This is a genomic window from Burkholderia sp. SIMBA_062 (assembly GCF_046534765.1).
In the GTDB taxonomy this organism is placed as follows: Bacteria; Pseudomonadota; Gammaproteobacteria; order Burkholderiales; family Burkholderiaceae; genus Burkholderia; species Burkholderia ambifaria.
Genome location: NZ_JAWRYD010000025.1, coordinates 34,638 through 60,427, shown reverse-complemented (window position 1 = coordinate 60,427; position 25,790 = coordinate 34,638). Strand labels below are relative to the sequence as shown.

Below are 25,790 nucleotides of genomic sequence, written 5' to 3'. Positions count from 1 at the left end.
CCGCCGGCTACCGCTCAGTCGCGCAGCTTGCGAAAACGCGGGGTGCCGTCCGGCAGGTTCTCGTTGAACATCGCTTCCGGGCGCACCCACAGGCCGCGCGCATGCGGCCACAGATGCTCGTACACGACCACCGATTCCTCGGTTTCGGAATGACGGGCAACGCCGATGTAGCGATACAGCCCGCCCTTGTAGTGACGATGCGTGGCGAGCTGTTCGGCTTCCTGTTCGGTCATGATCTGCTTTCCTTCGGCAAAAACGAAAGCGCGTATTGTATGCGCTCGCCGTGCGTCAGCGCTTCGCGTAGATGTCGGGGCGGCGGATCTCCATCAGCCGCTCGGGATTCGCGGGCGGCCCGAATCCGACCGGCCGGTACAGCTCGTGCGCATCGGTCGTCGCGAGCATGATGCGGCGCAGGCTTTGCACCATCGGCTGCGCGAACACGTGATCGATCAGCGCACGGCCGTAGCCGTTGCCGCGCTCGGCGGGCATCACGAATACGTCGCAGAGGTACGCAAACGTCGCGTGATCGGTCACGAGGCGTGCAAACCCGACGAGCCGGTCGCCGACATACGCGCCGAAGCACAGCGAGCCGTCGATCGCACGCTCGACGACGTCGCGGGGAATACCCTGCGACCAGTACGCATCGCGATGCAGGAAATCGAAGATCGCGTCGATGTCGAGTTCGCGCTTGTCGGTGGAAAATCTCAGCGTGGCGGATGGGGTTGCGGGCACGGCGGCTCTCCGGTTGGGTCGGGGCGGAGCAGCAACGATAGCGCGGCGCGGGGTGGACGACAAGCGAGGCTGAGTTCGACATGGACAACATTCTGTACAATAAACTCACCCGTGTTATACTTGTACGGTTTAAAGTACAAGTGGAGCAAATCATGCGCACGATTCACTTTTCGGATGCCCGCGGCAATCTGAAGACGGTCATCGATCAGGTCGTCGACGACGCGGACGTGACGCTCATCACACGTCGCGACGCGCCGAACGCGGTCATCATGTCGCAGGAATACTACGACAGCCTGATGGAGACGGTTCACCTGCTCCGCTCGCCGGCCAACGTCGCCCATCTCGAACGTTCGATTGCGCAATTGCGCAAGGGCAAGACGAAAGCGCACAAGCTGGCGGAGGACGATGAATGAGCGTACGCCGCGTGCTCTTTACTTCCGACGCGTGGGACGACTACGTTTATTGGCAAGGGCAAGACCGCAAGACGCTCAGGCGCATCAACCAGCTCATTCGCGAAGCCCAACGGACGCCGTTCGAAGGCATCGGCAAACCCGAACCGCTGAAGGCCAATCTGTCCGGTTTCTGGTCACGCCGCATCGACGATACGAACCGTCTCGTCTACGAAGCGGATGATCTTCAGATCAGCATCGTGTCCTGCCGCTATCACTACGCGTAGCGTCAATCCCGCCACGTTCCTGCGCCAATCCCCCGCATCATGCACAACCCACCGTTCAGCCAACGCGGCTCGATTCAGTGATATCGTCGGCGGCTCGATGAACCTGCCGCATCACTTCATGCCCTATCGACTCGTCGCGTTCGACTTCGACGGCACCCTCGCCGATTCGCTCGACTGCTTTCTCGCGGCGCTCACCGAGGCGTCGCGCATGCACGGCTTTCGCGACGCGACGCCCGAGTTGCGCCCCGCGCTGCGCGGCATGTCGGCGCGCGAGATCATCCGCGCGCTCGAGGTGCCGATGTGGAAAGTGCCGAGCGTGACGATCGACATGCGCCGGCTGATGCGGCCGCGCATCGCGCACGTGAAGCTGTTCCCCGGCGTCGACGCGACGTTCGACGCACTCGCCGCGCGCGGCATCCGCATCGCGATCGCCACGTCGAACACCGAGGACATCGTGCGCGACCGGCTCGGCCCGCACGCAAGCCGATGCGTCGATACGTTCGCATGCGGCATTCCGCTGTTCGGCAAGGCGCGCCGGCTGCGTGCGCTCGTGCGCGAAGCAGGCATGCAGCCCGACGACGCGCTGTATGTCGGCGATGAAATCCGCGATGCCGAAGCGGCGCGCCGGGCGCGCATTGCCTTCCAGGGCGTCGCATGGGGTTACACGGCCCCCGACGCGTTGCAGGCGCATTGCGCGACGCCATTGCTGCCGCGTCTCGACGCACTGCTCGATCGCGTTTGACGGTGTCATGCGCATCGCGCGCTTCGATTCGACGCGTCGCGTCGCGACGCGCACGACGATGAAACGCCGATGACACGTGCGCACATCGCATCCATTGCATGCGCGTCGCGCACGCAAAAATTGCCGCCACGATGCACACGACAGGTACGCACTACCTGTCCACGCGCGCACCCCTCGATTCGTCTTACCAACCGTTACACAAACCACAGCGCGGTTGCACCTGCTACCGGAGCGCTCTCCTAGAATCAGTCGGGCCGGGAATCACTTCGAACGCCGCCGCGGCAGAGCGGCGATCGAGTCCGGCCCGGGCGCGCCCGGTCTCTCGCACAGCCGCGGATCACGCGATCCGCCCATTACTCAGAGCCCCGATCGACAGGAGATCCCATGAACCGCTTTCCCCAAGTCTCGCGCCTTGCATTGTCTGCCGCTGGCCTGCTTCTCGTCGCCGTGACGGCGACCGCGCAAACCGCGCAACCGGCGCCGGCCGCACCGACCGCCGCCACGCAAACGCGCATCCACCAAGCCGACCAGACCTTCATCACGGACGGCACGAAAACCGTGTCGACACAGCACGACGCCGCACGCATCGCCGATTCGCGCACGTCGGACAGCCAGGTGAAGGCGTTCGCGCAACGCGTGTCGACCGACGATGCGAAGATCATCCAGGCGATGCGCGCGGCCAGCCCGCGCGGCGTCGACGTGCCGGCCAACGATCCCGACACGACCGTGCTGGACAGCATCAAGACCCTGCGCGGCGCGGAATTCGACAAGGCGTACATCGAGCAGGTCGCGCTCGCCGGCCAGCAGAAGACGATCTCGGCATTCCAGGCCGAAATCGCATCGGGTCGCGACACGAAGCTGAAGGAAGTCGCACGCCAGTCGCTGCCGATCCTGCAGGCCCACTACGCGGAAGCGCAGAAGCTCGCGCAACGCCATCACCTCGCATCGGCGCAGTAACGCCAGTCACGCCCGTAACGCGATACCCGCCGCGCAACCTGCGCGGCACCCCGCTTCCCACTCGTCGCGTCGCCGCCCCCTCTGCGGTGGCGCGACGCCTGCGGCACCCGGCCCGCGTTACGTCGCGAGCTTCGCCCGCAACCGCTCGCCCACCTCAGGCCATTCGTCGTCGATGATGCTGAAGCGCACCGAATTGCGCTTGCGGCCGTCGGGCATGATCCGTTCGTGACGCACGATCCCTTCCTGCTTCGCGCCGAGCCGCAGAATCGCCGCGCGTGACTTCTCGTTCAGTTCGTCGGTCGTGAACTGCACGCGCACGCAGTGCAGCGTGTCGAACGCGTACGCGAGCAGCAGCCATTTCGCTTCGGTATTCGCGCGCGTGCGCTGCGCCGATTCGCTCAGCCACGTATGGCCGATCTCGAGCTTGCGATTGTTGCCATCGATCTTCCAGAAACGCGTGCTGCCGATTGCGCGGCCCGACGCACGCTCGACGATCACGAACGGCATCACCGTGCCGGCCGCGCGGCCTTGCAGCGCGGTGTCGATATAGGCATCGACCGTGTCTTCGCCCGGCACGACCGTGACCTTCAGATTCCATAGTTCGCCGTCCGCCGCGGCGTCGAGCAGCGCCTGACGGTCGATTGCCTCGAGCGGCCGTAATACGACGCGCTCGCCGATAAGCGTCGGTTGTTCGAGAGAAGACGAAGCGTCGGTCATGACGGGTTCCGGTGCCGTGAAGGTGACGAAGAGGATGACGCCGTGCGCGGCGAAACGCACATCGAAACGCCCATCATACGATCAGCGTCAGCCGGGCAGCGCGGCGAGCCGTCGGCGAATCGCCTTCGCTTCGTCGCGCAGCGCCTCGGCGAAGGCATCGACGAGCAGGCTCTTCGGCCGGTGCTCGGGCACGATCACGCTGACGCGATACGGAAACGAGCGCGTGAGCGGCCGCACATGCAGGTCGCGCCCGACGAAATCGAGCGCGGTCAGCGGATTGACGATCGCGGCGCCGAGCCCCTGCCGCACGAACGCGCACACCGACACGGCCGACGGCGTCTCGACCACCGAACGCGGCGCGACGCCGAGCTGCGCGAACGCCTCGTCGATCAGGATCCGGTACGGGTCATTCAGCGACAGGCTAACGAACGGACGATCGGCGAGATCCGCGAGATCGATCGCGCGCCGCGCGAGCAGCGGATGGCCGTCGGGCAGCACGCACACTTCGTCGACTTCGAGCAGCGGCGTGAGCACTGTGCCGGCCGGCGCGACGTCGTGTTCGGTCAGCCCGAGGTCGTAGCGCTGCGCAGTCAGCCATTCTTCGAGCACCGGCGATTCCTGCGTCGCGACCGACACGCTGACGCCCGCATGCGCGTCATGAAAGCGCCGGCAGGCGCCGGGCAAGATCGCATGCGAAAACGCCGGCAACGCGATCACCGACAGTTGCCCGTCGCGAAATTCGCGCAGCCGCGCGGCCGTGGCCGCGACGCGCTCGAGCCCCACATACGCGAGCCGCACGTCGTCGAACAGCGTGAGCGCGGCCATCGTCGGCCGCAGCCGGCCATGCGAGCGCTCGAACAGCGCGAAGCCGATCACCTGCTCCATCCGCGCGAGCTCGCGGCTGATCGTGGGCTGCGACGTATAGAGCATCTCGGCCGCACGCGTCGTGCTGCCGGTGACCATCAGCGCGCGGAAGACCTCGATGTGCCGGTGTGTAAGCATGGCCGCTTATATCAGAAATGAATCGAACATCGACAATCAGGCATTTTACTGTATAGACGAACAGGCGCATCATTCAGGCTGTCCGTTCATTCGCTCCGCTTCCTCCGCCATGTCCCTCGATTCCCGCCAGCTCGCGACGCTCGCGCAGCAATACGGCACCCCGCTGTGGGTGTACGACGCCGACGTCATCCGCGACCGCATCGCCCAACTGCGTCAGTTCGACGTGATCCGCTACGCGCAGAAGGCGAACTCGAACCTGCATATCCTCAAGCTGATGCGCGACGAACGCGTGTGCGTCGATGCCGTGTCGCTCGGCGAGATCGAGCGCAGCCTCGCTGCGGGGTTCAGTCCGGCAGGCGGTCCTGCGGCGGGCGATCCGGAAGGCGTCGTGTTCACGGCCGACCTGATCGACCGCCCGACGCTCGCCGCCGTGCTGAAGCACGGCGTGACCGTGAACGCCGGCTCGCTCGACATGCTGGCACGCGTGGGCGAGCATGCGCCCGGCCATCGCGTGTGGCTGCGCGTGAATCCCGGCTTCGGCCACGGCCACAGCAACAAGACCAATACCGGCGGCCCGCAGAGCAAGCACGGGATCTGGATCGACGACGTGCCGCGCGCGATCGAGATCGTGCGTCAGTACGGGCTGAAGCTGGTCGGCATCCACATGCATATCGGCTCGGGCGTCGACTATGGCCACCTGTCGCAGGTGTGCGACGCGATGGTCGACCTCGTCACGTCGCTCGGCCACGACATCGAAGCGATCTCCGCCGGCGGCGGGCTGTCGATTCCGTATCGCGACGGCGAGCCGCGCGTGGACGTCGGCCACTACTTCAGCCAGTGGGATGCCGCGCGCAAGCGGATCGAACGGCATCTCGGCCATGCGGTGCGCATCGAGATCGAGCCGGGCCGCTTCCTTGTCGCGGAGGCCGGCACGCTCGTCACCGAAGTGCAGGCCGTGAACCGCCGGCCGAAGCACGACTTCGTGCTGATCGATGCGGGCTTCAACGATCTGATGCGTCCGTCGATGTACGGCAGCTACCACGCGGTGTCCGTGCATGCGCCCGACGGCGCGCTGCCGGCCGGCCGGCCGCTCGTCGACATCGCGATCGCGGGGCCGCTGTGCGAATCCGGCGACGTGTTCACACAGGACGCGGGCGGCGTGGTCACGCACCGCAAGCTCGCGCAACCGCAGATCGGCGACCTGCTGTTCCTGCACGATGCGGGCGCGTACGGCGCATCGATGTCCTCGAACTACAACAGCCGGCCGCTCGCGCCGGAAGTGCTGGTCGATCGCGGCACGCCGCGGCTGATCCGCCGCCGGCAGACGATCGGCGAACTGCTCGCGCTCGAAACGTTCGAGTAACACGCGCGTTCGCGCCGCGTTCGACTGACCGGACGCCAACGGCCAGGCTTGCCGCTATCGGCATGCCTGGCCGTTTTGCTTTTCGGCGGTGATGCTCAGCGCAACCGCTCGAGCACACCGTAGCACCAGATGCTGCGCATCCCGTGCAACCGCAGCAGATCGCCTGCAGCGTGTTCCATGCATGGAGAAAAACATTCCACGCCGCGTGGGAAGTCCGTGCATTTTTGGAAGCACTTTCCTTTTTGACAAAACTAAGATTGCCCTCAGTCGTTCAGCATTTGCGTCACCGGATACGCATCGACGATGCAGCCGGTCTACCCCACTCGCAAGCCGCACGGGCACTCATGAACACGATGCTTGAACTCTTCGCCGCGCACCGTTACGCCACCATGCGCGAACGCATGCCGTAACGCATCGCGGCAAACGGCTCGCGCCCTGTCGCGCCCTCTCGCGCCGTCTGTCGCCGCACCTTTCCCGCGCCGCATTCCACCGCGGCCTGCTTCCCACCCACGGCGACGCCGCCCGTCGCCGCGGAGACGTACGCCCAAAAATTTCGACAACGACGTTTCGACAACACCCGGAGACAACCATGAAGCCCTTCACCCCGACGCTCAAGCAAGGCCTCGCCGCCGCCCTCCTCTGCGTGGCGGCCACGGCGTCGCACGCGGCGGACCTGCTCGACACCGTCAAGCAGGCCGGCGTGCTGAAGATCGCACTCGAAGGCACCTACCCGCCGTTCGACTACCGCAATGCCGCAGGACAACTCGAAGGATTCGACGTCGACGTCGCGAAGGCGGTCGCCGCGCGGCTCGGCGTGAAGCCGGCGTTCGTCACGACCGAATGGAGCGGGATTCTCGCCGGGCTGCAGGCCGGCAAGTTCGACGTGATCGTCAACCAGGTCGCGATTACGCCGTCGCGCCAGCAGGCGCTCGACTTCAGCATGCCGTACGTGTATTCGTCCGCGCAGCTGCTGCAACGCCAGAACGACACGCGGGCGTTCAAGTCGCTCGACGAGCTGAAGGGCAAGAAGGTCGGCGTGACGATGGGCAGCAACTACGTCGATCTCGTGAAGACGGTGCCCGCGATCGATCTGCAGGTCTATCCAGGCACGCCGGAAAACCTGCGCGACCTCGCGGCCGGGCGTATCGACGCGGCGGTCAATGACCGCCTGATGCTGAGCTACCTGATCAAGAACTCGCACCTGCCGCTGCGGCCCGGCTCCGTGCTCGCCGGCGGCGAGGACCGGATGGGCATCCCGTTCCGCAAGGGCAATCCGAAGTTCGCGAAGGCGATCGACGACGCGGTCGCATCGCTGCAGCAGGACGGCACGCTGAAGAAGATCTCGATGCAGTGGTTCGGCACGGACACGACGCGGCCGGTCGCGCAATAACGCAGCCGTCACGCGCCCGCGCGCCCGAACGCGCGGGCGCGCCGACACCTCGGCGGCACACGACACACAATCAGGAGACACGCGATGGAAGCACTCGATCTGGTCATTCATACCCTGCCCGTGATGGTGAAGGGCGCGCTGCTCACGCTGAAGTTCGCGGTGGCGTCGATGGCGCTCGGCCTCGTCGTCGGGCTCGTGGTCGCGATCATGCGCATCGGCAGCAACCGGCTCGCATCCGGTCTCGCGCAGGGCTACGTCAGCCTGATGCGCGGCACGCCGCTGCTCGTGCAGATGTTCGTCGTCTACTACGGGCTGCCCGATCTCGGCATCACGCTCGATCCGACGACGGCCGGCATCTTCACGCTGACGCTCAACGCCGGCGCGTACCTGTCGGAAAGCATGCGCGGCGCGATCCTCGGCATCGGCCGCGGGCAATGGGCGGCCGCGCACAGCCTCGGCCTCACGCACGTGCAGACGCTGCGCCACATCGTCTGCCCGCAAGCGCTGCGCCTCGCGGTGCCGAGCCTCGGCAATACGCTGATCAGCCTGATCAAGGACACGTCGCTCGTGTCGGTGATCACCGTCACCGAGCTGCTGCGCTCGACGCAGGAAGTCATCGCCGCGACGTTCCAGCCGCTGCCGCTGTACCTCGCGGCCGCCGCGCTCTACTGGGTGCTGAGCACGCTGCTCACGCGGCTGCAGGGCCGCGTCGAAACGCGGCTGTCGCTGCCATCCACGCATTGAGCCTGCGCATGTCATTCAACCCGAACCTCAACCACGGACAACCCATGATCACGCTCGACAACGTTTCCAAGTGGTATGGCAAGCATCAGGTCCTGTCGGCATGCAGCGCGGCGGTATCGAAAGGCGAAGTGGTCGTCGTCTGCGGGCCGTCTGGCTCCGGCAAGTCGACGCTGATCAAGACGATCAACGGCCTCGAGCCGTTCCAGAAAGGCAGCATCGTCGTCGACGGCATGCGGCTCGGCGATCCCGCCGCGAAACTCGCGCAACTGCGCGCGCGGGTCGGCATGGTGTTCCAGCATTTCGAGCTGTTTCCGCACCTGTCGATCACCGACAACCTGACGCTCGCGCAGGTCAAGGTGCTCGGCCGCCGCAAGGACGAAGCGCTCGACAACGCGATGAAGCTGCTCGATCGTGTCGGCCTGAACGCGCATGCGAACAAGTATCCGGGGCAATTGTCCGGCGGGCAGCAGCAACGCGTCGCGATTGCACGCGCGCTGTCGATGAACCCGGTCGCGATGCTGTTCGACGAGCCGACTTCCGCGCTCGACCCCGAGATGATCAACGAAGTGCTCGACGTGATGGTCGAGCTCGCGCGCGACGGCATGACGATGGTGTGCGTCACGCACGAGATGGGCTTCGCGAGAAAGGTCGCGCATCGCGTGATCTTCATGGACCAGGGCGCGGTGGTCGAGGATGCGGCGAGCGATGCGTTCTTCGCCGCGCCGCGCTCCGAACGCGCACGCGACTTCCTCGACAAGATCCTGCACTGACCGCGCGACGGCCTCGCTCCGATTTGACCGACTTTCAAAGGACGACATCTTGAACCCACTGCACTCGACCGACACCCTGCTCGCTCACGAAGGCCGCTCGTACGGCCAGCCCGGCTCGCCGGTGAACCCGCCCGTGTACCGCCAGTCGACGCTGCTCTTTCACGGCACCGACGCGCTCGACGCAGTGCGCGGCACGCCGCTCGCGTACGGACGCCACGGCAGCCCGACCACGCGGGCGCTCGAAAAGGCGCTGGCACGGCTCGAAGGCGCACATGCCGCGCTGCTGACGCCGAGCGGGCTCAGCGCGATCACGACCGCGCTGCTCGCGGTGTTGAACCCCGGCGATCACCTGCTGATGGCCGATTCGGTGTACGACCCGACCCGCTCGTTCTGCGACGAGACGCTCGCCCGCCTCGGCATCGACACGACCTACTACGATCCGTCGATCGGCGCCGGCATCGCGTCGCTGATGCGACCGAACACGCGCGCGGTGTTTACCGAATCGCCGGGCTCGCTGACGTTCGAGGTGCAGGACATCCCCGCGATCTGCCGCGTCGCGCACCAGCACGGCGCGGTCGTGCTGCTCGACAACACGTGGGGCACGCCGCTGAATTTCCGCTCGTTCTCGCACGGCGTCGACGTGTCGATCCACGCGGCGACCAAATACATCGCCGGACACTCCGACGTGCTGATGGGTGTGATCCTGACGACCGAAGCGCTCGCGCAGCAGGTGACGCGCTGCTACCGGCAGCTCGGGATGACCGTCAGCGGCGACGATGCGTATCTCGCGCTGCGCGGCCTGCGCACGCTGTCGGTGCGCCTCGAGCGCCACCAGCGCAATGCGCAGGTGCTGACCGACTGGCTCGCGCGGCAGCCGGAAGTCGCGCGGATCCTGTATCCGGCGCGGCCGGGCGACGCCGGCCATGCGCTGTGGCAGCGCGATTTTACCGGTGCGTGCGGATTGTTCGGCCTGGTGCTGCATCCGCAGCCCGACGAGGCGGTGCGCGCGCTGCTCGACGGCATGACGTGCTTCGGCATGGGCTACAGCTGGGGCGGCTTCGAAAGCCTGATCATCCCGTCGAATCCGTCGCGCCAGCGCACCGCGACGCAATGGAGCGCGGCCGGCCCGCTACTGCGCATTCACGCGGGGCTCGAGCATCCGGACGACATGATCGCCGACCTCGACGCCGGCTTCGCGAGAATGCGCGCCGCCGCGGCCGCGGCTGCGGCCGCGCTCGCGGCAGCCTGAACTCCGACAACGCCACCCGCGTCACCGCGCACCACCCTTTTACTTCAACGTTCGACCACCACCGATAGCGAGGCCATCATGAAAGACACGCTGTTCATTCTCCGTCCGGGATTCTTCAAGGACTCCGAAGGTCCGTTCTACTGCGGCGACTCGGTCGCCGTCGAAGGGCTGCTGAGCTTCTATCCGCAGCTGCGCGAGGCCGTCGCGGTCGAGTACATCGACGCGCCGCGGCCGCGCCAGCCGATCGTCGCGCTGATCGGCGAGGACAACCAGTCGGCGCCGGTGCTCGTGCTCGGCGACGGGCGCACGCCGAAGGATGACGCGCTCGGGATTCGCGAGCACGACGGCCGCCGCTTCATCGATTCGCCGGCCGACATCCGGCGCTATCTGTCATCGCAATACGGCGTCGCGCACGTCGCGTAAGCACGCCGGCGCCCGCTGTCGACGGGCGCCACCGAACGGGGCGCGCGGCCTGCGCGGCCCGTTCGCCGCTTGCGCTCCGAACGCCGCCACGCGCGTGCCATGTACTCGGCCACGCGGATTCACCGCTACCGATGATCGGCCCGGGCACCCCGGCCCCCGGCCGTGCGACCTTCAACGCAGCGCGACACCGGATGCTGGCACACACCGGGGCCTCGCCGCCGCCCGCGTCAGCCGGGCGAACTGCAGGCAGGCACGAACGCGAATGCCGCCGGTTCGGACGACACGTGGCGCGCGAGCCACAATGCGGCCTCGGTCCGGTTGCTCACGCCGATCTGGCGAAACAGCGCATACAGGTGGTTCTTGATCGTGCCTTCCGCGACGTTCAGCACGCGGCAGATCTGCTTGTTCGACTTGCCTTCGGCCAGGAGGCGCAGCACGTCGCGCTGGCGCGGCGTGAGACGCTCGAACGCGCGATCGTCGCCGGCCGGCATGCCGCCCGGGCGCGCCTGCGTCGCGCCGCCGTCGTTCGGCGGCACGTAGATCGCACCGGCCGCCACCCGGCCGAGCGCATCCGCGAACTCGTCGGCGCTCGCGTGCCGGTCGATGATGCCGGCTGCCCCCGCCAGCAGCGCATCGGCAATCGTGCGGCGGCACACGGCCGTCGCCACGCACAGCCACGGCGCGCCGGCGAACGTCTCGTGCAGCACGTTCGGCCAGCTCGGCCGCGCGGCGTGCTCGTCGCATTCGATCGTGATTGCCTCCACCGTCTCGGGCAGCAACGCATCGCGCAGGCGCAAGACGTCCTCGGGACAGCGAGCCGACCACACATGCCAGTTGACATCGCGTTTACACAGTACGTCCGCCACACCCGCGACGAATAACGGCGGGCTATCGATCATTAGAACGTTCATTGCGCGGTTTCCTCGAAATCGGGCTGCTCGGTTTGTTTTTTTTACTTCCCTACCCGGCGTTTTTTTACCGCTGTTTCACGCACCGCGCACTAGGCCCGTCGCTCCGTGACGAATGGCCTAATTCGTCCGCGCCGGGCCCCGCCACGCGCGCCGACGCCCGTCGCGGGCCGGCCCGGGCCGCCGGCCATGACGGACGTCATATTGGGTAACCGTCTTTAATTTCCTAACGTGAATAACGACAGCGAATTTCCGTTGTCTTGGACACGAAGAGGAGTTTATTCATGGACGCGAATTTCATCGGCTCGGTCATTAACGCTTTACCCATGGACCAAATGATCGCCGGCCCGTTAAAGGCGATGATCAGCGCGCAGACGCAGGCCGCGAAGAGCTACGCGGATTTCCTGATGCAGGTCTGCATCCAGGGCGGCAAGGCCGTGGCCGTCCAGTTCGACTACGACGAGACGCTGGTGGACGAAAGCGGCGTGTCGAAAGGCGTCGTGCAGAAGACCATGCGCATCCCGCTGCTCGCGGCGATCGTCCACCCGATCATCGCGATCGAGGAAGGCACGATCGACTTCGAGATGGAAATCACGCAGTCGGAGAAGTCGTCGTCGTCGACCGAGGCCGGCGGCGAATTCCAGGCGAAGTTCGGCTGGGGGCCGATCAGCGTGAGCGTGTCGGGGCGCGTGTCGCACAAGGCGGAGCAGACGCGCAGCACCGACACGCGCGCGAAATACTCGATCCATACGCAGGTGAAGCGCCAGTCGCCGCCCGAAGCGCTGATGCGCGTGATCGACTTCCTCACCGAAGCCGCGACCAAGCCGGTGGTCACCGAAGGCAACGCGAAGGACGTGAAGCCGCTGCCGGCTACGCCGACCGACGGCAAGCTGGTGGGCGACGCGTCCGGGTCCGGCGGCAGCGCGGCCGCGCCGGCCGCCGCCGGTGCGGATGCCCGGCAGCCGGCGCACGCGTAAGCGCGCGGACCGGCCATGTTCAGGCTCTTCAGACGGTCGCGCCGCGCGGACGGCGGCAGGCACGACGACGGGAATCCGGGTCCGGGCGACGGCCACGCCCGGCAGGAACCCGACGGGCCGGTCCCGACGCCGGCCGCGTCGGCAGCGGGCAATGCCGGCGCGGGCGCGGGTGCCGCCGCACCGGCGGCGATAGCCGCCGATCCGGCGCGCGACGTGCCGCCCGATGGCGCCGGCTGGCCGGCCGGCGCCGCACCGGGCACGCATGACGCACCGGCCACCGCGCCCGGCGCCTCCGACGGCGGTCTGCCGCCTGCTCCGCCTGCTCCGCCCGCCCCGCCCGCCCCGCCCGCCCCGCCAGCCCCGCCCGCGCCACCCGCCCCTCCGCCCGGCATGCCGGCCGACGACGCGCGCCCGCCGCCGCGCGGCATCGCGCTCGACGAGATCGCGCGCGGGATGCAGCACGCCGCCGCCGCCGCGAACCAGTTGCTCGCGCACCAGTACACGGCCGTGCTCGACCAGTTCTTCGACCTGCGCGACGACGGCCTGCTCGCGCCGCGCGAAGTCACGGTCGCGCTCGACGCGGAGCACACGATGCCGGTGCCGCTCGTCGCGCTCGCCACGCCGCGCGGGCTCGCGCTCGACCGGATGATCGTGCACCTGACCGTGCGCGGCGACTTCACCGAGGCGCTGCCGGCCGGCGGCGTCGCGGGCGACGACGACCAGCGCGGCCGCTTCTACGTGACGTTCGCGCCGCGTTCGGGGAAAAAGGACGCGCAGTGCAACGCGCGGCAGCGCGACACCGAGCATATCGACATCGAAATGCAGTTCGCGGCGCTGCCGCCGCCCGAAGCGATCATGCGCGTGATCGACGAATACACGCATCGCCTGGTGCCGCGCGCACGGCCGGGCAGCAAGGAGAACGACGATGGCGAACCAGCCTGAACGCACCGGTGCGCAGGGCATCGCGCTGATCAAGCAGTTCGAGGGGCTGCGCCTCGCGCGCTACCTCGACGCGGTCGGCAAGCCGACTATCGGCTACGGGCACCTGATCCTGCCGAACGAGCGCTTCACGCGCCCGCTCACGCCCGCCGAAGCGGAAGCGCTGCTGCGCCGCGACCTGCGCGGCGCCGAGCTGAACCTGCGCAAGCTGCTGCACGTGCCGGTCACGCAGCAGCAGTTCGACGCGCTGATGTCGTTCGTCTTCAATCTCGGCGCGGGGCGCCTGCGCTCGTCGACGCTGCTGCGCTATCTGAACGCCGGCGCGCGCGCGCGTGCGGCCGACCAGTTCCTCGTCTGGAACAAGGCCGGCGGCAAGCCGCTCGCGGGGCTCACGAAACGCCGCCAGGCCGAACGCGCGCTGTTTCTGTCATGAGCGCCGTGACGCCGCACCGGCCGGACGTCACGGGTCGCCGCGCATGTCGTTCGCGCCATTTCGCAAGTCGTCGCGTGCCCGTAAGCTGAAACCGTCGCTAAAGTTCGGTCTTGCCGCACCCGATCCGTTACAACGATTCGTCATCCGCCATTCGCCACGACAACAGGAGCCTCGCATGAACATCACTCGCTCGCCCGGCCGCCGCACGATGCCGCCCCGCTTCGCCGTTTCGCATGCGCTGCGCCGCACGCTGCGCGCCGCCTGCGTCGCCGTCGCCGCCGTGGTATCGATCGCGCCGTACGGCGACGCCGCTGCCGCCGATCAGTTGCCCGCCTATGCTGCCGACCTGCAGCGCACGTCGGTGTCGGGGCTGTCGTCCGGCGGCTTCATGGCCGCGCAGTTCGACGTCGCGTTCTCGAGCCGGCTGATCGGCGCGGGCATCGTCGCGGGAGGGCCGTTCTATTGCGCGGGCGTGAACCCGCTGATCCCGCCGGCGGTGGCCGCGGCCACGCTGTGCATGCAGCCGATCGGCCCCGCGCCGTCCGCGGCCGACGCGTGGCGCGCCGCGCGCACCTTCGCGCAGCGTGGCGAGATCGACGATCCGGCCGCGCTGCGCGGCCAGCGCATCTACGTGTTCAGCGGCGCGAAGGATACGGTGGTGTCGACGCGCGTCGTCGACCAGACCGCGCGCTTCTACACGCTCGCGCAGGTGCCGGCCGCGAACCTCCAGTACCGCGCATCGCCGGATGCCGGGCATGCGTTCATCACGAACCGCCCCGAGGACAACGCGTGCGGCGCGAACGCGAGCCCGTATATCGACAACTGCGGGTTCGAACAGGCGCACGACATCGTGCGCTGGATCTACGGCACGCCCGACAAGCCGCTCAATCCGCCGGCCGCGCAGGCAGGCGGCAAGCTGCTGGCGTTCGACCAGCGCGCGTTCGATCCGCGGCGCGCCGCGTCGCTCGGCGATACCGGCTATGCCTACGTGCCGGCCGATTGCGAGCGCGTGACGTGTGCGGTGCACGTGGTGTTCCACGGCTGCGTGCAGAACGTCGCGACTGTCGGCGAGAGGATGATTCGCGGCGTCGGCTACAACGAGATCGCCGATACGAACCGGCTGATCGTGCTCTATCCGCAGGTCGAGAAATCGGCCGTCAATCCGGCCGGCTGCTGGGATTTCTGGGGCTATACGAGCGCCAATCCGCTCAACCCCGACTTCTACCGCCGCGACGCGCCGCAGATGGCCGCCGTGATGCGGATGGTGCAGCGCCTCGGCGCCGCACGTCAGTAATCCGCGTATCGGCCGCCATCACGCCGTCATTGCACCTTCATCGCGCCTTCATCACGAGGAATCGCCATGCTCTCCACGTTCATCGCCCAATGGGAACGCGCGCACGCCGACGCGCTCCAGCTATTCGGCAAGCTCGCCGCGCAGACGACCGGCACCCACGGCACGCCCGGCGGCCCCGCGTGGCGCGCGTTCGCGCACACCGCGTTGCTCGCCGGCCACCGCTACACGGATGCCTGCCAGGCCGCGACCGACGCGTTGTGGCGCGGCCAGCTCGAACGGTTCGGGCTCGGCAGTTCGGCCGCCGCGGTCAAGGAGCTGGCGGCCCTGAACGCGGATCTCGCCACGCGCTTCACGCAGAGCCACCTGCAGCATGCGGGCGCGATGGCGGATGCGGCCGCGCAATATCTCGACGATCTCGGCCGCACGCGCGGGCCGGCCGATGCCGCGATGGCGCTCGGCCGCTTCGCCGGCGACCTGCAGGCCCAGGCGCGTGCGCATGCGCTGCACGTCGCGTCGCTCGCGAACGGCGTCCCGCCCGCGCTTGCGCAGTGGGCCGACCGCACGCTGCGCGACGAACGCGGCGCGCCCGATGAGGAGCAAGCGCCATGAACATCAAGCTGCGCTTCATCAATCGCTCGAACGACCGCGGCAACAGCGAAGTCGTGCTGTTCCAGCGCGACGTGATTCCGGATCTCGACGCATTCGCGATCGCGTGGAAGGTGATTCGCTACTGCGGACGCGACTGCTTTCATCCGTTCGACTACTCGACCGACATCGACGTCGCGCTCGGCGACGAGCACGGCAACTTCTCGCCGCGCGTCACCGCGCCCGCCGGCGTGCGCTTCGTCGTGGACACGCAGCCGACCGGACGCGGCCAGCTCGTGCCCGACCCGGCCGACGCACCGGGCGGCGACATCGAGGTCGTCAACCGGATGCAGCGCGGTGCGGTGAACGTCAACGCGTTCAGCGCGGGCCGGCTGATCGCGGTGAAGGAAGCGGTCGCGCCCGGGCAGAAGGCCGTGTTCCGCTTCACGCCGACGCTGTGGATCGGCGTGGCGTCGCAGGTGCAGGAAAGCCGCGCGCTGCATGCGGCGGTGATGTCGAGCGCGAACACGCCGCTGCCGCTGGCGGGCGTGGCCGCGGCGGACATCGTGATGACGGGCGGCGGCACCGGCGCCGACGCGCAGCCGTTCGCGTTCGCGCTCGAGCACATCGTGCGCGCGTAGCGCCGCCCGACACGGTTTGGACCGGCTTGACGGCACGGCTTCACGGCCGGGCCGGCGGGAAAGGTGTGCGGCAGACCGACTGCCGTTTTTTTCAAACTCAAGGAGCAACGACGTGGATATCCAACTGAACCTGATCAACCGCTCGAACGACGCGAACAACTCGAGCGTCGTGATCTTCCAGAAGAACGTGGCGACCGACTTCGACGAACTCGCGATCGCGTGGAAGGTGATCCGCAATTGCGGCCAGGGCGACAACCATCCGTTCAAGTTCCCGATGACGATGAGCGTGAGCGCGAGCGACAGCTGGGGCAACTACATGCCGCAGCAGACCGCGACCAACGGCCAGGTGTTCCAGGTCGTGCGCTCCAGCTCGGGCGACGTGCTGCAGCTCGGCGGCGATCCGGGCGCGAGCGCCGAGGTGCAGGTGCGCAACGACCTGCCGGCCGGCGCGATCAACGCGACGATCTACAAGGACGGCAGCGCGCTCGCGCGCAAGACGTCCGTCGCGCCGGGCCAGAAGGCCGTGTTCCAGTTCAAGCCGACGATCTGGATCGGCGTCGCGTCGCAGATCGAACAGGGCGCGCTGATGAATTCCGCCGTGATTTCCGACATCAACACGGAACTGTCGCTGCTCGGCATCGCCAGCGCCGACATCGTGATGACCGGCGGCGGCCCGGGCCCGCGCTCGCTGCCGTTCACGTTCCGGCTGGAAAACGTGGTGATGGCGTAACGGTCCGTTCGCCGGCAATGCACGGCCGGCGCCCTATCAATCAGTTATCCGAATCTAATCAAGGTGACTCATGGACATCAATCTCAACTTCGTCAACCTGTCGAACGACGTCAACAACAGCCAGATCGTGATCTTCCAGAAGAACGTGTCGACGGACTTCGACGAGCTCGCGATCGCGTGGAAGGTCATCACCAACTGCGGACGCGGCGACAACCATCCGTTCGTGTTCCCGATGCTGACGAGCGTCTGCGCGAGCGATGCCGACGGGAACTACATGCCGCAAAAGCGCGCGGACAACGGACAGCTCTTCAACGTGTCGCGCTCGACGTCGGGCAACGTGCTCGCACTGGCCGGCCCGGCGCCGACGTCGCGCGAGATCCAGCTGCGCAACGACCTGAGCCAGGGGGCGATCACCGCGTCGGTCTTCAAGGACAACCGGCTGCTCGCGCACAAGACCGGCATCGCGCCGGGCCAGAAGGCCGTGTTCGAGTTCAAGCCGACGCTGTGGATCGGCACCGCGTCGCAGATCGAACAGGGCGCGGTGATGAATTCGGCCGTGCTGTCCGACATCAACACCGAACTGTCGCTGCTCGGGATCAAGCGCGCCGACATCGTGATGACGGGCGGCGGCGGCGGCACCACCGCGACCGCGTACCAGTTCCGGCTCGCGAACGTCGTGATGGGGTAAGCCGCGCACGCGCGACGGCGAACGGGCGACACCCGTCACGTCGTCGCGCGCGGGCGCGTCAGCCCGCGCGCTGCACAGGCGCCATCTTCGAGAAATATTTCGCACCCGCCACGCAGGCGACGACCACGACCGTCACCACGAGCATCGACGGCGGCACCGTCTCGTGCAGCAGCCCGGCGGCGAGCAGGAAGCCGAAGAACGGCTGCAGCAGTTGCAACTGGCCGACGCCCGCGATCCCGCCGAGCGCCAGGCCGCGATACCAGAACACGAAGCCGATCAGCATGCTGAACAGCGACACGTACGCGAGCCCCCACAGCGCGGCGGCGTCGACGCCGTCGAACGTCGCGGGCCACGTGAACCCCGTGAGCGGCAGCATCACCGGCAGCGACAGCACGAGCGCCCACGAGATCACCTGCCAGCCGCCGAGCTGGCGCGACAGGCGCGCGCCTTCCGCATAGCCGAGCCCGCACGCGACGATCGCGGCCAGCATCAGCGCATCGCCCACCACCGACGCACTGCCGCCGTTGCGCAGCGCGAACGCGGCCACCGCGCCGCTGCCGACCAGCGAAAAGATCCAGAACGGCAGCCGCGGCCGTTCGCCGCCGCGCCAGACGCCGAACAATGCGGTCGCGAGCGGCAGCAGCCCGACGAACACGATCGCATGCGCGGACGTCACATGCTTGAGCGCGAGCGCGGTCAGCAACGGAAAACCGACCACGACGCCGAGCGCGACGATGACGAGCGACACGGTCTCGGCGCGCGTCGGCCGCTTCTGCTTCAGCGCGACGAGCAGGATCAGGCCGAGCACGCCGGCGATCGTCGCGCGCGCGAACGTGAGGAACAGCGGATCGAGCCCCTGCACCGCGACGCGCGTCGCCGGCAGCGAGCCACTGAAGATGATCACGCCCAGCAGGCCACTGAGCCATCCGTCTGTCGTCTTTTGCACGGGAAATCCTGGTCGAAATATGGGTGGATGACCGATGATCCGCCGTGCGCGAAAAGCGCGTAAGCTACAGCCCAATACAATTCTGACAAACTGTACTGGACAACCGGCCGTACAGTTCCTTCCCGCCATGAGCCGCTCCATGCCAAGCCCTGCTCCGCCCACGCCGTCGCGCACGCGCGTGGAAACCGTGATGGACACGCTGCGCGCCCGGATCGCAAGCCGCGCGCTGATGCCCGGCGCGCGCGTGCCGTCGATCCGGATGATGGCCGATGGGCTGCACGTGTCGAAATCGACCGTCGTCGATGCGTACGAGCGGCTCGCGAGCGAAGGCGTGCTCGTCGCGCGGCGCGGCTCCGGCTTCTACGTGTCGGGCCATGCGCCGCCGCTCGCGCTCGCCGAGCTCGGCCCGCGCCTCGATCGCGAACTCGATCCGCTGTGGCTGTCGCGCCAGGCGCTCGAGGCGGCGCCGAACTCCGTGAAGCCCGGCTGTGGCTGGCTGCCGTCGTCGTGGCTGCCGGACGAGAGCCTGCGCCGCGCGCTGCGCGCGGTATCGCGCGACGAACCCGACGCGCTGACCGACTACGCGACGCCCCTCGGGCTGCCCGCGTTGCGCCAGCAGCTCGCATGGCGGCTCGCGCAGCACGGCGTCCAGGCGGAGCCCGCGCAGATCATGCTGACCGACGGCGGCACGCACGCGCTCGATCTCGTGTGCCGGCTGCTGCTGGAGCCGGGCGACACCGTCGTGCTCGACGACCCGTGCTACTTCAACTTCCAGGCGCTGCTGCGCGCGCATCGCGCGCGGATCGTCAGCGTGCCGTACACGCCGAACGGCCCCGATCTCGCGCGCTTCGAACAGGTGCTCGCCGAGCACCGGCCGCGCCTGTACATCACCAACTCCGCGCTGCACAACCCGACCGGCGCGACGCTCGCGCCGCCGGTCGCGCACCGGCTGCTGACGCTGGCGGCCGAGCACGGCCTGCTGATCGTAGAGGACGACATCTTCGCGGATTTCGAAAGCACGCCCGCGCCGCGCCTCGCGGCGTTCGACGGGCTGTCGCGCGTCGTGTCGATCGGCAGCTTCTCGAAGACGCTGTCGGCCGCGATCCGCTGCGGCTATGTCGCCGCACGGCCGGAGTGGATCGACGCGCTCGTCGACCTGAAGCTCGCGACGTCGTTCGGCAACGCGCAGATTGGCGCGAACGTCGTGCACCGGCTGCTGGTCGACGGCACCTACCGCCGCCATCTCGACAGCCTGCGTGCGCAACTGGCCGATGCGATGGGCGAAACGATCCGGCGGCTCGCGCGCGCCGGGCTCGGGATCTGGACGGAGCCGCGCGGCGGCCTGTTCGTATGGGCGGAGCTGCCGGACGGGCTCGACGCGGCGCGCGTCGCCCGTCATGCGCTCGATCACGATGTCGTGCTCGCGCCAGGCGACGTGTTCAGCGCGTCGCACAGCGCGACGTCGTTCATGCGCTTCAACGTGTCGCGCTGCAAGGGGCCGGCCGTATTCGACGCGCTGGCGCGGGCGATGGACGCGGCGCGTGCGGCGCAATGCAGCGGCCGCACACTGGCCGACCAACGATGAACACCGAAGGCGGCGGGGCGAACGGCCGCCCCGCCACCGCCCTCATCGCTGCGCCGCGTGCGCCCTCGCCCGCACCTCGGCGAACGTCGTATCGACCAGCATCCGCCCCGTGTCGAACACCGTTTCGAGCGCGTCGTCCCACTCGCCCTCCAGCGCACGATCGTCCCACGCGACCGGCAGCGCGACCGTCCGGTACTCGCCCGTGCGCCGATTGCGCAGCAACGTGAGGCGCCCCTTCTTCGAGCGCTTGCCCTGATCGGTGATCGGATCCTTGCGGACGTCGTGCCAGATGCCGACGCGCCGGATCGCGGAGCACTTCATCGCGAAGCGCTGCGTATCGCGATTCACCTGCTGCAGCAGTGCACCGCCCATCCCGAACACGACGTTGCCGGCCGCATAGCCCGCGTCGTCGAGCGCGGCGAGGATCGCCCCGATCGACAGCTCGTCGACGCCGTCGCCCTGGATCACGCGCACGCGGTTCAGCACGCGCCGCCCCTTGCCGTTCATGGTCGAACCGAACGATGCGTCGAGCGCACGCACGGTCTGCAGCACGATCGTCACCGGGTCGCCCGAATCGGGACGCACGACGAGCGTCGCACCCGAATCGATCACCGCCTGGCGCAGCGGCCCGCCCCACATTTCAAGGGCGGCGAACAGATCGTAGGAGTCCGACACGACCGACACGATCGCGCCGGGCAAACCGAAGCGGCTGATCATGTTCCGGTACGCATCGGCTTCGTGCTCACGCCCCCACGACGTGATCGTGCTGTGCTCGGCCGCCGGCACCGAGTACGCGGCCATCGGCTCGTGATAGAAGCGGTTCGCGGCCAGCACGCCGAGCACCGTATCCGAACCCATGAAGCTCACGAGGTGCGCGGCGCCGCCGATCGCGGCCGATTCCGCGCTCGATACGCCGCGCGCGCCGAAGTCGTGCAGCTTGAACGGCAACTGCGCGAGATCGTCGTCGGTCTTCTCGAGAAAATGGCGGATCGTCTGCCGCAGGTGCCAGCTGCGCGTCGCGACCGTCACCGGGTACCACACGCGCAGCAGCATCGTCTCGAGATACGACGCGAGCCAGAACACCTTCGGGTCGTCGCATTCGACGGTCATCAGCACGTTGTGCACCGGCACGATCGAACCTTCGGACACTGCGCGAATCTTCACGGGCAAGTAGCCGTCGTAGTGCTCGACGACATGACGCCACCCGTCCTCGTTGAACGGCTCGCCGTGCACCGCGAAGAAGTCGCGCGCGTCGTCGATCATCGCGTGCGTGACGGGGCGGCACAGATATTCCTTCAGCAGCATCTGCAGGCCGAAGAACAGCGTGCGGTCGTAGCGGCCGCCGCGCGATTCGACGTACGAGAACATCGCCTGCGCGTCGGGCGGATATTGCAGGAAGTGGGAAGCCTTGTACGAATCCGTGTTGAGGATCGGATTGGCGAGAACCGCGGCAAAGCCGCCTGTATCGTTTTGCATGGCTAGAGCTCCTCTAGGCCGTTGAAGTGCCGCCGCGTCTGTCGCAGCGGACCGGTATCCGGGGAATCAGCGAATCACAGCTTCCCCAGGAAGTGATACGCGATCTCGAAGTGATCCTCGAACATCACGTTGCGCATCTGCGCGAATTCGTTGAGCGGCACCCAGCGCGCCTTGTCGGCGTCATCGCTGCCCTTCACGCGCGGCAGCTCGCCGGTCGGGAAGTTGAACAGGCACGCGTGCGTGATCGTGCGGCCGCGCAGCGAGCGGGTCGGATGATCGAACACCTGGCGATCCTTGATCGAGCCGCGCAGCACGGGCTCCGGCAGCTTCAGGCCGGTTTCCTCGCGCAGTTCGCGGATGCACGCCGCGTCGAGTCGTTCGTCCTGCTCCACGAAGCCGCCCGGCAGCGCCCACAGGCCGCGGCCCGGTTCGCTGCGCCGGCGCACGAGCAGGATATGGCCCGAGTGCACGACCACCGCGTCGACCGTCACGAACGTGACCGGATACGGTGCGGCCGCCCACGCCTTGCGATACGCGGCGATGAACTCGGCCTCGGCCTTCAGCTGCGCGAATTCCGGCTGCGTGCGAAAACGCTCGAGCCAGCCGAACACGGGTTCCGGCACCGCCCATTGCACGAAGCTGTTGGTGCGTTCGGCGAAATACTGGTCGCGGATTTCGGTTGCGGAAATGTCTTCGGTCGCATCGACGTCGACGAGCTCCCATTGCGGGAACATCCGCAGGTAATACGACGTGGCGTCCTTCTCGTGGCCGATCAGCCCGACCTTGCGCTGTGCGATGTTGCCGAGCGCGGCGGCCACGGCGTCCTGCACCCAGCGCACCCAGTCGCCGTCGTTGTACGTCGAATCCTGCACGGGCGCGATCGTCACGCGCTCGCGTTCGGACGCATCGAGCAGCGAGGCCAGCATCTGGCGACGCTCGTCGAACGAGAACGGATCCTTGATGGTGCGGGGCTTGTCGGTCGAGCCGATCAGCACGCACACGCGCTCGGCCCGGCTCAGTGCCGACTTCAGCACGTTCAGGTGACCACGATGCGGAGGCTGGAAACGACCAATGAAAACGAGCGCGTCGAAGCGCCGGTTCGGTTGCGTACTCATGAGGCTCCCTCAAGAGATTGAAACGCTTCGGGTCTTTCCCGAAGGCATGGAATCGATCGTAGGGGAATTCCCGGAGAAGGTCAATCGAGCCTGCGCTCGACTTGACGAAGTCTGACGAAACACGCGGTTTTGGCGCGTTACACTCGATTTCATCCCAATCCGCGCCGGTGTGCCCGCCATCCTTCATGAGAATTTCAGTGAGTCGGATCGTCGGCGTCGATCGCAGGCGCCTCTTCACGTGGTCGCAGGACTACGCGCGGCGGCTCGTGTGGGACAGCTTTCTCGCCGACGCCTATCTGCCCGACGGGATGACGGCCGACGTCGGCGTCGACGCGTTTTGCCGCAGCCAGTCGGGCGCGACGATGGTGTCGCGCTACATCTCGTACCGTCCGCCGCAGGTCGCGGCCGTCGAGATGGTCGACGGGCCGAAGGTGCTCGAATGCTTCAGCGGCAGCTGGAACTTCACCGAGCGCACACCGGGCACGACCGAAGTGAAGTTCACGTACCACTTCCGCGCGCAGCCGGCATGGCTGCGCTGGCTGCTCGAACCGCTGATCGGCGCGTTCTATCTCGTGCACACGCGCCGGCGTCTCGACTCGTTCAAGCGCTGGGCCGAGGCCGAAGCGCTGCCGCGCTGAGCGCCGCTCACGCGACGCCGCGCGCGACCTGCTGCCGCACTTGCGCGTGCGTGCCGAGCGCGGCGGCAATCGCGTCGACCGCATCGGCCGCGCGGGCCGCGCCGCACATGAATGCGTCGACGGCCGCGAAGCCGTGCTCGGGCCACGTATGAATCGTGATGTGCGACTCCGCGAGCAGCACGACGCCAGTCACGCCGTGCTCACCGCCGAAATGATGGAAATGCGCGCCGATCACGCGCGCGCCGGCCCGCTGCGCGGCGTCGGCAAGAATCGCTTCGAGCCGCGCGGCATCGCGCAGCAGCGCCGCGTCGATGCCGGCGAGATCGGCCAGCACGTGCGAGCCGAGCGTCGCGCGCGGCGGAGCGATGCACGCGCGCGCCGTCATTTGTGCGACCCGTACGACGAGTAGCCGCTGCGCGCCGACGAACTGCCCCACCCGCCGCCGACCGAACTCCCGCCGCCCGAACCGCTGCCGCCCAGCGACGTGCAGCTGAACAACGTGACGACGATCAGCCCGTAGAGTGCATAGAGGGTGTGACGCATCAGGTGTTGCCTCCATCCGATGCGAAGCCTTTCCACAGCCATTCAGGCAGCCACAGCACGAGCAGGCCGACCAGCACGTAGACGGAACGGCCGCTGAACGAGAACAGCGAGCCGATGTTGAAGATCACCAGCAGCGCGCTGAACACGATCGGCAGCGGCGCGAAGCTGTGCGGGTACTTCGCATCGAACAAGCCCGTCGACTTCCCGGCCGAACCCGTTGCGGGCGCAACCGCCGCGGTCTTGAGCGCCGGCGTGGCGAAGCGTTCGGCGAGCGCGCTGGCCGACAGCGGCCGCGCGCGCGACCACACGATCTCGGCGGCGCTGCGCTCGCGCGTGAGCTTGTCCTTCTGCCAGCCGTAGTCGACGATCGACGTGCGGTCGCCGATCTGTACGCGCCAGTTGAATGCGCCGACCACGTACACGACTTCCGAGTCGTACGTCTCGCGCAGTCGATAGGTCTTGCCATTGTCGATCACGTCGGACTCGCCGCCGATCGTCGGCCAGTGATCGAGCACCTGCACGCGCTCCCAGCGCCCTTGGCTCTGCACGAGCCACAGGAAGCCGCGCTTCGGGTTCAGCAGCAGGTATTCGTCCCACGTCTCGTCGTCGCCCGGCACGCGGCAACGCATCATGCCGATCACCGTGTACTTCACGCCGTCGAACGTGCCGGTCGCACCGAGCTCCAGCGCGCCCTTCACCGCATCGAGCCTGCGCTGCGCGGCGAAGACGGTCTGCTGCTCGGCCGTGCATTGCACGCCCGCGTGGCAGCTACCGCACACAACATAATCGGCGAGGTTCGGCGCATACGACAGCGGCGCGCCGCAGCTCGGGCACGCGAACGGCACCATCGCCGCGCCGCGTTTCTCGCGCGTATCGGTTTCGGCATCGCGCAGTCCGGTGAACGCGAGCGCGTCGAACTCCAGCGCCTCGCCCGTATAGACGGCGGGGCTCCCGCCGTTCGCATCGGCGTCGGAATAGTCGTAGGTCGCGAACGCGTTGCCGGTGCGCAGGTCGACGACGCGCGCCTGCCAGCCCGCATCGACACGGAACGGCAGCTCGCCGTCGCCGCCCGTACAGCGTGCGGTGCGCACGTCGGACACGAGATAGGCGCGGCCGCCGTGATCGATCCGCATGCCGGGTTCGAGCGTGCCGAACGCAGGCCACGCGCCGGCGGACGCATCGTCGGGCTCGCGCACCGTGACCGCATACTGGCCCGACGCATCCGACAGCCAGCCGAACGCGCCGTCGTCGAACACGACGTACCACTCGCTCCACGTGCCGGCGTCGTAGGTCATCTGGATGCGGCCGAGCACGGTGAACGTGCGCTTGCCGTAGCGTCCGGCCGTGCCGATCTGGATCGGCGACGCGTCGTCGAGCACCGCGGCGAGCTCGCCGATGCGTTCGACGTCGGCGCCGCGCTTGAAGAGCGTGCTGCGACAGAACGCGCAGACGGCCATTACCGCCGCCGCCGAGCGAAACTCGACCGGCGCGCCGCACTGGGGGCACGAAGTACTGAACATGCGCGAC

Annotated in this window: 32 protein-coding genes; 21 read left to right on the top strand and 11 right to left on the bottom strand. The window is 67.8% G+C overall.

Annotated features, from left to right (window positions below):
* Nucleotides 1-14: 14 nt before the first annotated feature.
* Nucleotides 15-233 (bottom strand): DUF1653 domain-containing protein, encoded by a 219-nt coding sequence (locus SB786_RS24855; protein ID WP_006751720.1) that lies wholly within the window; start codon nucleotides 231-233, stop codon nucleotides 15-17.
* Between the two features lie 55 nt (nucleotides 234-288).
* On the bottom strand, nucleotides 289-732 hold the full coding sequence (locus SB786_RS24850; RefSeq protein ID WP_410729799.1) for a GNAT family N-acetyltransferase: 444 nt from the start codon (nucleotides 730-732) through the stop codon (nucleotides 289-291).
* Nucleotides 733-884: 152 nt separating this feature from the next.
* On the opposite strand from SB786_RS24850, the gene SB786_RS24845 reads away from it, so the two are divergent.
* From SB786_RS24845 to SB786_RS24830, 4 genes are all read left to right on the top strand, one after another.
* Nucleotides 885-1,145 (top strand): type II toxin-antitoxin system Phd/YefM family antitoxin, encoded by a 261-nt coding sequence (locus SB786_RS24845; RefSeq protein WP_410729831.1) that lies wholly within the window; start codon nucleotides 885-887, stop codon nucleotides 1,143-1,145.
* Nucleotides 1,142-1,408, top strand: coding sequence for a Txe/YoeB family addiction module toxin (locus tag SB786_RS24840; protein ID WP_410729797.1), 267 nt, complete (start codon nucleotides 1,142-1,144; stop codon nucleotides 1,406-1,408). The genes SB786_RS24845 and SB786_RS24840 overlap by 4 nt, the downstream gene beginning before the upstream one ends.
* Nucleotides 1,409-1,526: 118 nt before the next feature.
* Nucleotides 1,527-2,150: an HAD hydrolase-like protein gene (locus SB786_RS24835; protein WP_410729830.1), complete on the top strand. Its 624-nt coding sequence runs from the start codon at nucleotides 1,527-1,529 to the stop codon at nucleotides 2,148-2,150.
* Between the two features lie 384 nt (nucleotides 2,151-2,534).
* Entirely contained in the window at nucleotides 2,535-3,107 is a 573-nt protein-coding gene (locus SB786_RS24830) for a DUF4142 domain-containing protein (RefSeq protein ID WP_006760722.1), read from the top strand.
* Nucleotides 3,108-3,224: 117 nt separating this feature from the next.
* Here the strand turns inward: SB786_RS24830 and SB786_RS24825 are convergent, their stop codons facing one another.
* Together SB786_RS24825 and SB786_RS24820 are read right to left on the bottom strand one after the other, a co-directional pair.
* A complete protein-coding gene (locus tag SB786_RS24825; protein ID WP_410729796.1) occupies nucleotides 3,225-3,824 on the bottom strand; it encodes a GNAT family N-acetyltransferase in 600 nt (199 codons plus the stop codon).
* 87 nt (nucleotides 3,825-3,911) lie between these two features.
* Nucleotides 3,912-4,826, bottom strand: a complete 915-nt coding sequence (locus SB786_RS24820) for a LysR family transcriptional regulator (protein WP_410729795.1) — start codon at nucleotides 4,824-4,826, stop codon at nucleotides 3,912-3,914.
* A gap of 109 nt (nucleotides 4,827-4,935) precedes the next feature.
* Here SB786_RS24820 and lysA point away from each other — a divergent pair, with 109 nt between their 5' ends.
* From lysA to SB786_RS24785, 7 genes are all read left to right on the top strand, one after another.
* Complete coding sequence (gene lysA, locus SB786_RS24815) at nucleotides 4,936-6,189, top strand: diaminopimelate decarboxylase (RefSeq protein ID WP_410729794.1); 1,254 nt, start codon at nucleotides 4,936-4,938, stop codon at nucleotides 6,187-6,189.
* 143 nt (nucleotides 6,190-6,332) lie between these two features.
* Complete coding sequence (locus SB786_RS24810) at nucleotides 6,333-6,599, top strand: hypothetical protein (RefSeq protein WP_410729793.1); 267 nt, start codon at nucleotides 6,333-6,335, stop codon at nucleotides 6,597-6,599.
* A gap of 179 nt (nucleotides 6,600-6,778) precedes the next feature.
* Nucleotides 6,779-7,579 (top strand): transporter substrate-binding domain-containing protein, encoded by an 801-nt coding sequence (locus tag SB786_RS24805; RefSeq protein ID WP_410729792.1) that lies wholly within the window; start codon nucleotides 6,779-6,781, stop codon nucleotides 7,577-7,579.
* Nucleotides 7,580-7,663: 84 nt separating this feature from the next.
* Nucleotides 7,664-8,323, top strand: a complete 660-nt coding sequence (locus SB786_RS24800; RefSeq protein ID WP_175702761.1) for an amino acid ABC transporter permease — start codon at nucleotides 7,664-7,666, stop codon at nucleotides 8,321-8,323.
* Nucleotides 8,324-8,367: 44 nt separating this feature from the next.
* Nucleotides 8,368-9,093 carry an amino acid ABC transporter ATP-binding protein gene (locus SB786_RS24795; RefSeq protein ID WP_126225748.1) on the top strand — a complete coding sequence of 242 codons (726 nt, stop codon included), beginning with the start codon at nucleotides 8,368-8,370 and terminating at the stop codon, nucleotides 9,091-9,093.
* A 49-nt stretch (nucleotides 9,094-9,142) separates the two neighbouring features.
* Nucleotides 9,143-10,342 (top strand): cystathionine beta-lyase, encoded by a 1,200-nt coding sequence (metC, locus tag SB786_RS24790; RefSeq protein ID WP_410729791.1) that lies wholly within the window; start codon nucleotides 9,143-9,145, stop codon nucleotides 10,340-10,342.
* A 78-nt stretch (nucleotides 10,343-10,420) separates the two neighbouring features.
* Nucleotides 10,421-10,765, top strand: coding sequence for a DUF3088 domain-containing protein (locus SB786_RS24785; protein ID WP_006760714.1), 345 nt, complete (start codon nucleotides 10,421-10,423; stop codon nucleotides 10,763-10,765).
* Between the two features lie 227 nt (nucleotides 10,766-10,992).
* Here SB786_RS24785 and SB786_RS24780 read toward each other — a convergent pair whose 3' ends face one another.
* A complete protein-coding gene (locus tag SB786_RS24780; RefSeq protein WP_410729789.1) occupies nucleotides 10,993-11,676 on the bottom strand; it encodes a response regulator transcription factor in 684 nt (227 codons plus the stop codon).
* A 281-nt stretch (nucleotides 11,677-11,957) separates the two neighbouring features.
* Here SB786_RS24780 and SB786_RS24775 point away from each other — a divergent pair, with 281 nt between their 5' ends.
* The 8 genes from SB786_RS24775 to SB786_RS24740 all read left to right on the top strand — a co-directional run bounded on the left by SB786_RS24775 (nucleotide 11,958) and on the right by SB786_RS24740 (nucleotide 17,960).
* Entirely contained in the window at nucleotides 11,958-12,650 is a 693-nt protein-coding gene (locus SB786_RS24775; RefSeq protein WP_012366524.1) for a DUF2589 domain-containing protein, read from the top strand.
* A gap of 15 nt (nucleotides 12,651-12,665) precedes the next feature.
* Nucleotides 12,666-13,592: a DUF2589 domain-containing protein gene (locus SB786_RS24770; protein ID WP_410729788.1), complete on the top strand. Its 927-nt coding sequence runs from the start codon at nucleotides 12,666-12,668 to the stop codon at nucleotides 13,590-13,592.
* Nucleotides 13,576-14,022, top strand: a complete 447-nt coding sequence (locus SB786_RS24765; protein ID WP_006751360.1) for a lysozyme — start codon at nucleotides 13,576-13,578, stop codon at nucleotides 14,020-14,022. The genes SB786_RS24770 and SB786_RS24765 overlap by 17 nt, the downstream gene beginning before the upstream one ends.
* Before the next feature lie 175 nt (nucleotides 14,023-14,197).
* The gene (locus SB786_RS24760; RefSeq protein WP_410729787.1) at nucleotides 14,198-15,316 is read left to right on the top strand and encodes a poly(3-hydroxybutyrate) depolymerase; all 1,119 of its coding nucleotides are present in this window, start codon (nucleotides 14,198-14,200) and stop codon (nucleotides 15,314-15,316) included.
* 66 nt (nucleotides 15,317-15,382) lie between these two features.
* Nucleotides 15,383-15,925 (top strand): hypothetical protein, encoded by a 543-nt coding sequence (locus tag SB786_RS24755; RefSeq protein ID WP_410729786.1) that lies wholly within the window; start codon nucleotides 15,383-15,385, stop codon nucleotides 15,923-15,925.
* Nucleotides 15,922-16,542 (top strand): hypothetical protein, encoded by a 621-nt coding sequence (locus SB786_RS24750; protein ID WP_410729785.1) that lies wholly within the window; start codon nucleotides 15,922-15,924, stop codon nucleotides 16,540-16,542. Before SB786_RS24755 ends, SB786_RS24750 begins: the two co-directional genes overlap by 4 nt.
* A 112-nt stretch (nucleotides 16,543-16,654) precedes the next feature.
* The gene (locus tag SB786_RS24745; protein WP_006760772.1) at nucleotides 16,655-17,272 is read left to right on the top strand and encodes a hypothetical protein; all 618 of its coding nucleotides are present in this window, start codon (nucleotides 16,655-16,657) and stop codon (nucleotides 17,270-17,272) included.
* A 70-nt stretch (nucleotides 17,273-17,342) separates the two neighbouring features.
* On the top strand, nucleotides 17,343-17,960 hold the full coding sequence (locus tag SB786_RS24740) for a hypothetical protein (protein ID WP_410729783.1): 618 nt from the start codon (nucleotides 17,343-17,345) through the stop codon (nucleotides 17,958-17,960).
* A gap of 58 nt (nucleotides 17,961-18,018) precedes the next feature.
* Here the strand turns inward: SB786_RS24740 and SB786_RS24735 are convergent, their stop codons facing one another.
* Complete coding sequence (locus SB786_RS24735; RefSeq protein WP_175724091.1) at nucleotides 18,019-18,906, bottom strand: DMT family transporter; 888 nt, start codon at nucleotides 18,904-18,906, stop codon at nucleotides 18,019-18,021.
* A 127-nt stretch (nucleotides 18,907-19,033) separates the two neighbouring features.
* Here SB786_RS24735 and SB786_RS24730 point away from each other — a divergent pair, with 127 nt between their 5' ends.
* Nucleotides 19,034-20,491 carry a PLP-dependent aminotransferase family protein gene (locus SB786_RS24730; protein WP_410729782.1) on the top strand — a complete coding sequence of 486 codons (1,458 nt, stop codon included), beginning with the start codon at nucleotides 19,034-19,036 and terminating at the stop codon, nucleotides 20,489-20,491.
* A gap of 42 nt (nucleotides 20,492-20,533) precedes the next feature.
* Here SB786_RS24730 and SB786_RS24725 read toward each other — a convergent pair whose 3' ends face one another.
* Nucleotides 20,534-21,967: a nicotinate phosphoribosyltransferase gene (locus tag SB786_RS24725; protein ID WP_410729781.1), complete on the bottom strand. Its 1,434-nt coding sequence runs from the start codon at nucleotides 21,965-21,967 to the stop codon at nucleotides 20,534-20,536.
* A 74-nt stretch (nucleotides 21,968-22,041) separates the two neighbouring features.
* Nucleotides 22,042-23,082, bottom strand: a complete 1,041-nt coding sequence (locus SB786_RS24720; RefSeq protein WP_410729780.1) for a bifunctional nicotinamide-nucleotide adenylyltransferase/Nudix hydroxylase — start codon at nucleotides 23,080-23,082, stop codon at nucleotides 22,042-22,044.
* A gap of 185 nt (nucleotides 23,083-23,267) precedes the next feature.
* Between SB786_RS24720 and SB786_RS24715 the strand changes: the two genes are divergently transcribed.
* Nucleotides 23,268-23,720 carry an SRPBCC family protein gene (locus tag SB786_RS24715; RefSeq protein ID WP_410729779.1) on the top strand — a complete coding sequence of 151 codons (453 nt, stop codon included), beginning with the start codon at nucleotides 23,268-23,270 and terminating at the stop codon, nucleotides 23,718-23,720.
* Nucleotides 23,721-23,727: 7 nt separating this feature from the next.
* Here the strand turns inward: SB786_RS24715 and speD are convergent, their stop codons facing one another.
* The 3 genes from speD to SB786_RS24700 are packed head-to-tail and all read right to left on the bottom strand — an operon-like array spanning nucleotide 23,728 to nucleotide 25,783.
* The gene (gene speD, locus SB786_RS24710) at nucleotides 23,728-24,105 is read right to left on the bottom strand and encodes an adenosylmethionine decarboxylase (RefSeq protein ID WP_410729778.1); all 378 of its coding nucleotides are present in this window, start codon (nucleotides 24,103-24,105) and stop codon (nucleotides 23,728-23,730) included.
* A complete protein-coding gene (locus SB786_RS24705) occupies nucleotides 24,102-24,263 on the bottom strand; it encodes a hypothetical protein (protein WP_410729777.1) in 162 nt (53 codons plus the stop codon). Before SB786_RS24705 ends, speD begins: the two co-directional genes overlap by 4 nt.
* Entirely contained in the window at nucleotides 24,263-25,783 is a 1,521-nt protein-coding gene (locus SB786_RS24700) for a DUF4178 domain-containing protein (RefSeq protein ID WP_410729775.1), read from the bottom strand. Before SB786_RS24700 ends, SB786_RS24705 begins: the two co-directional genes overlap by 1 nt.
* Nucleotides 25,784-25,790: the final 7 nt, after the last annotated feature.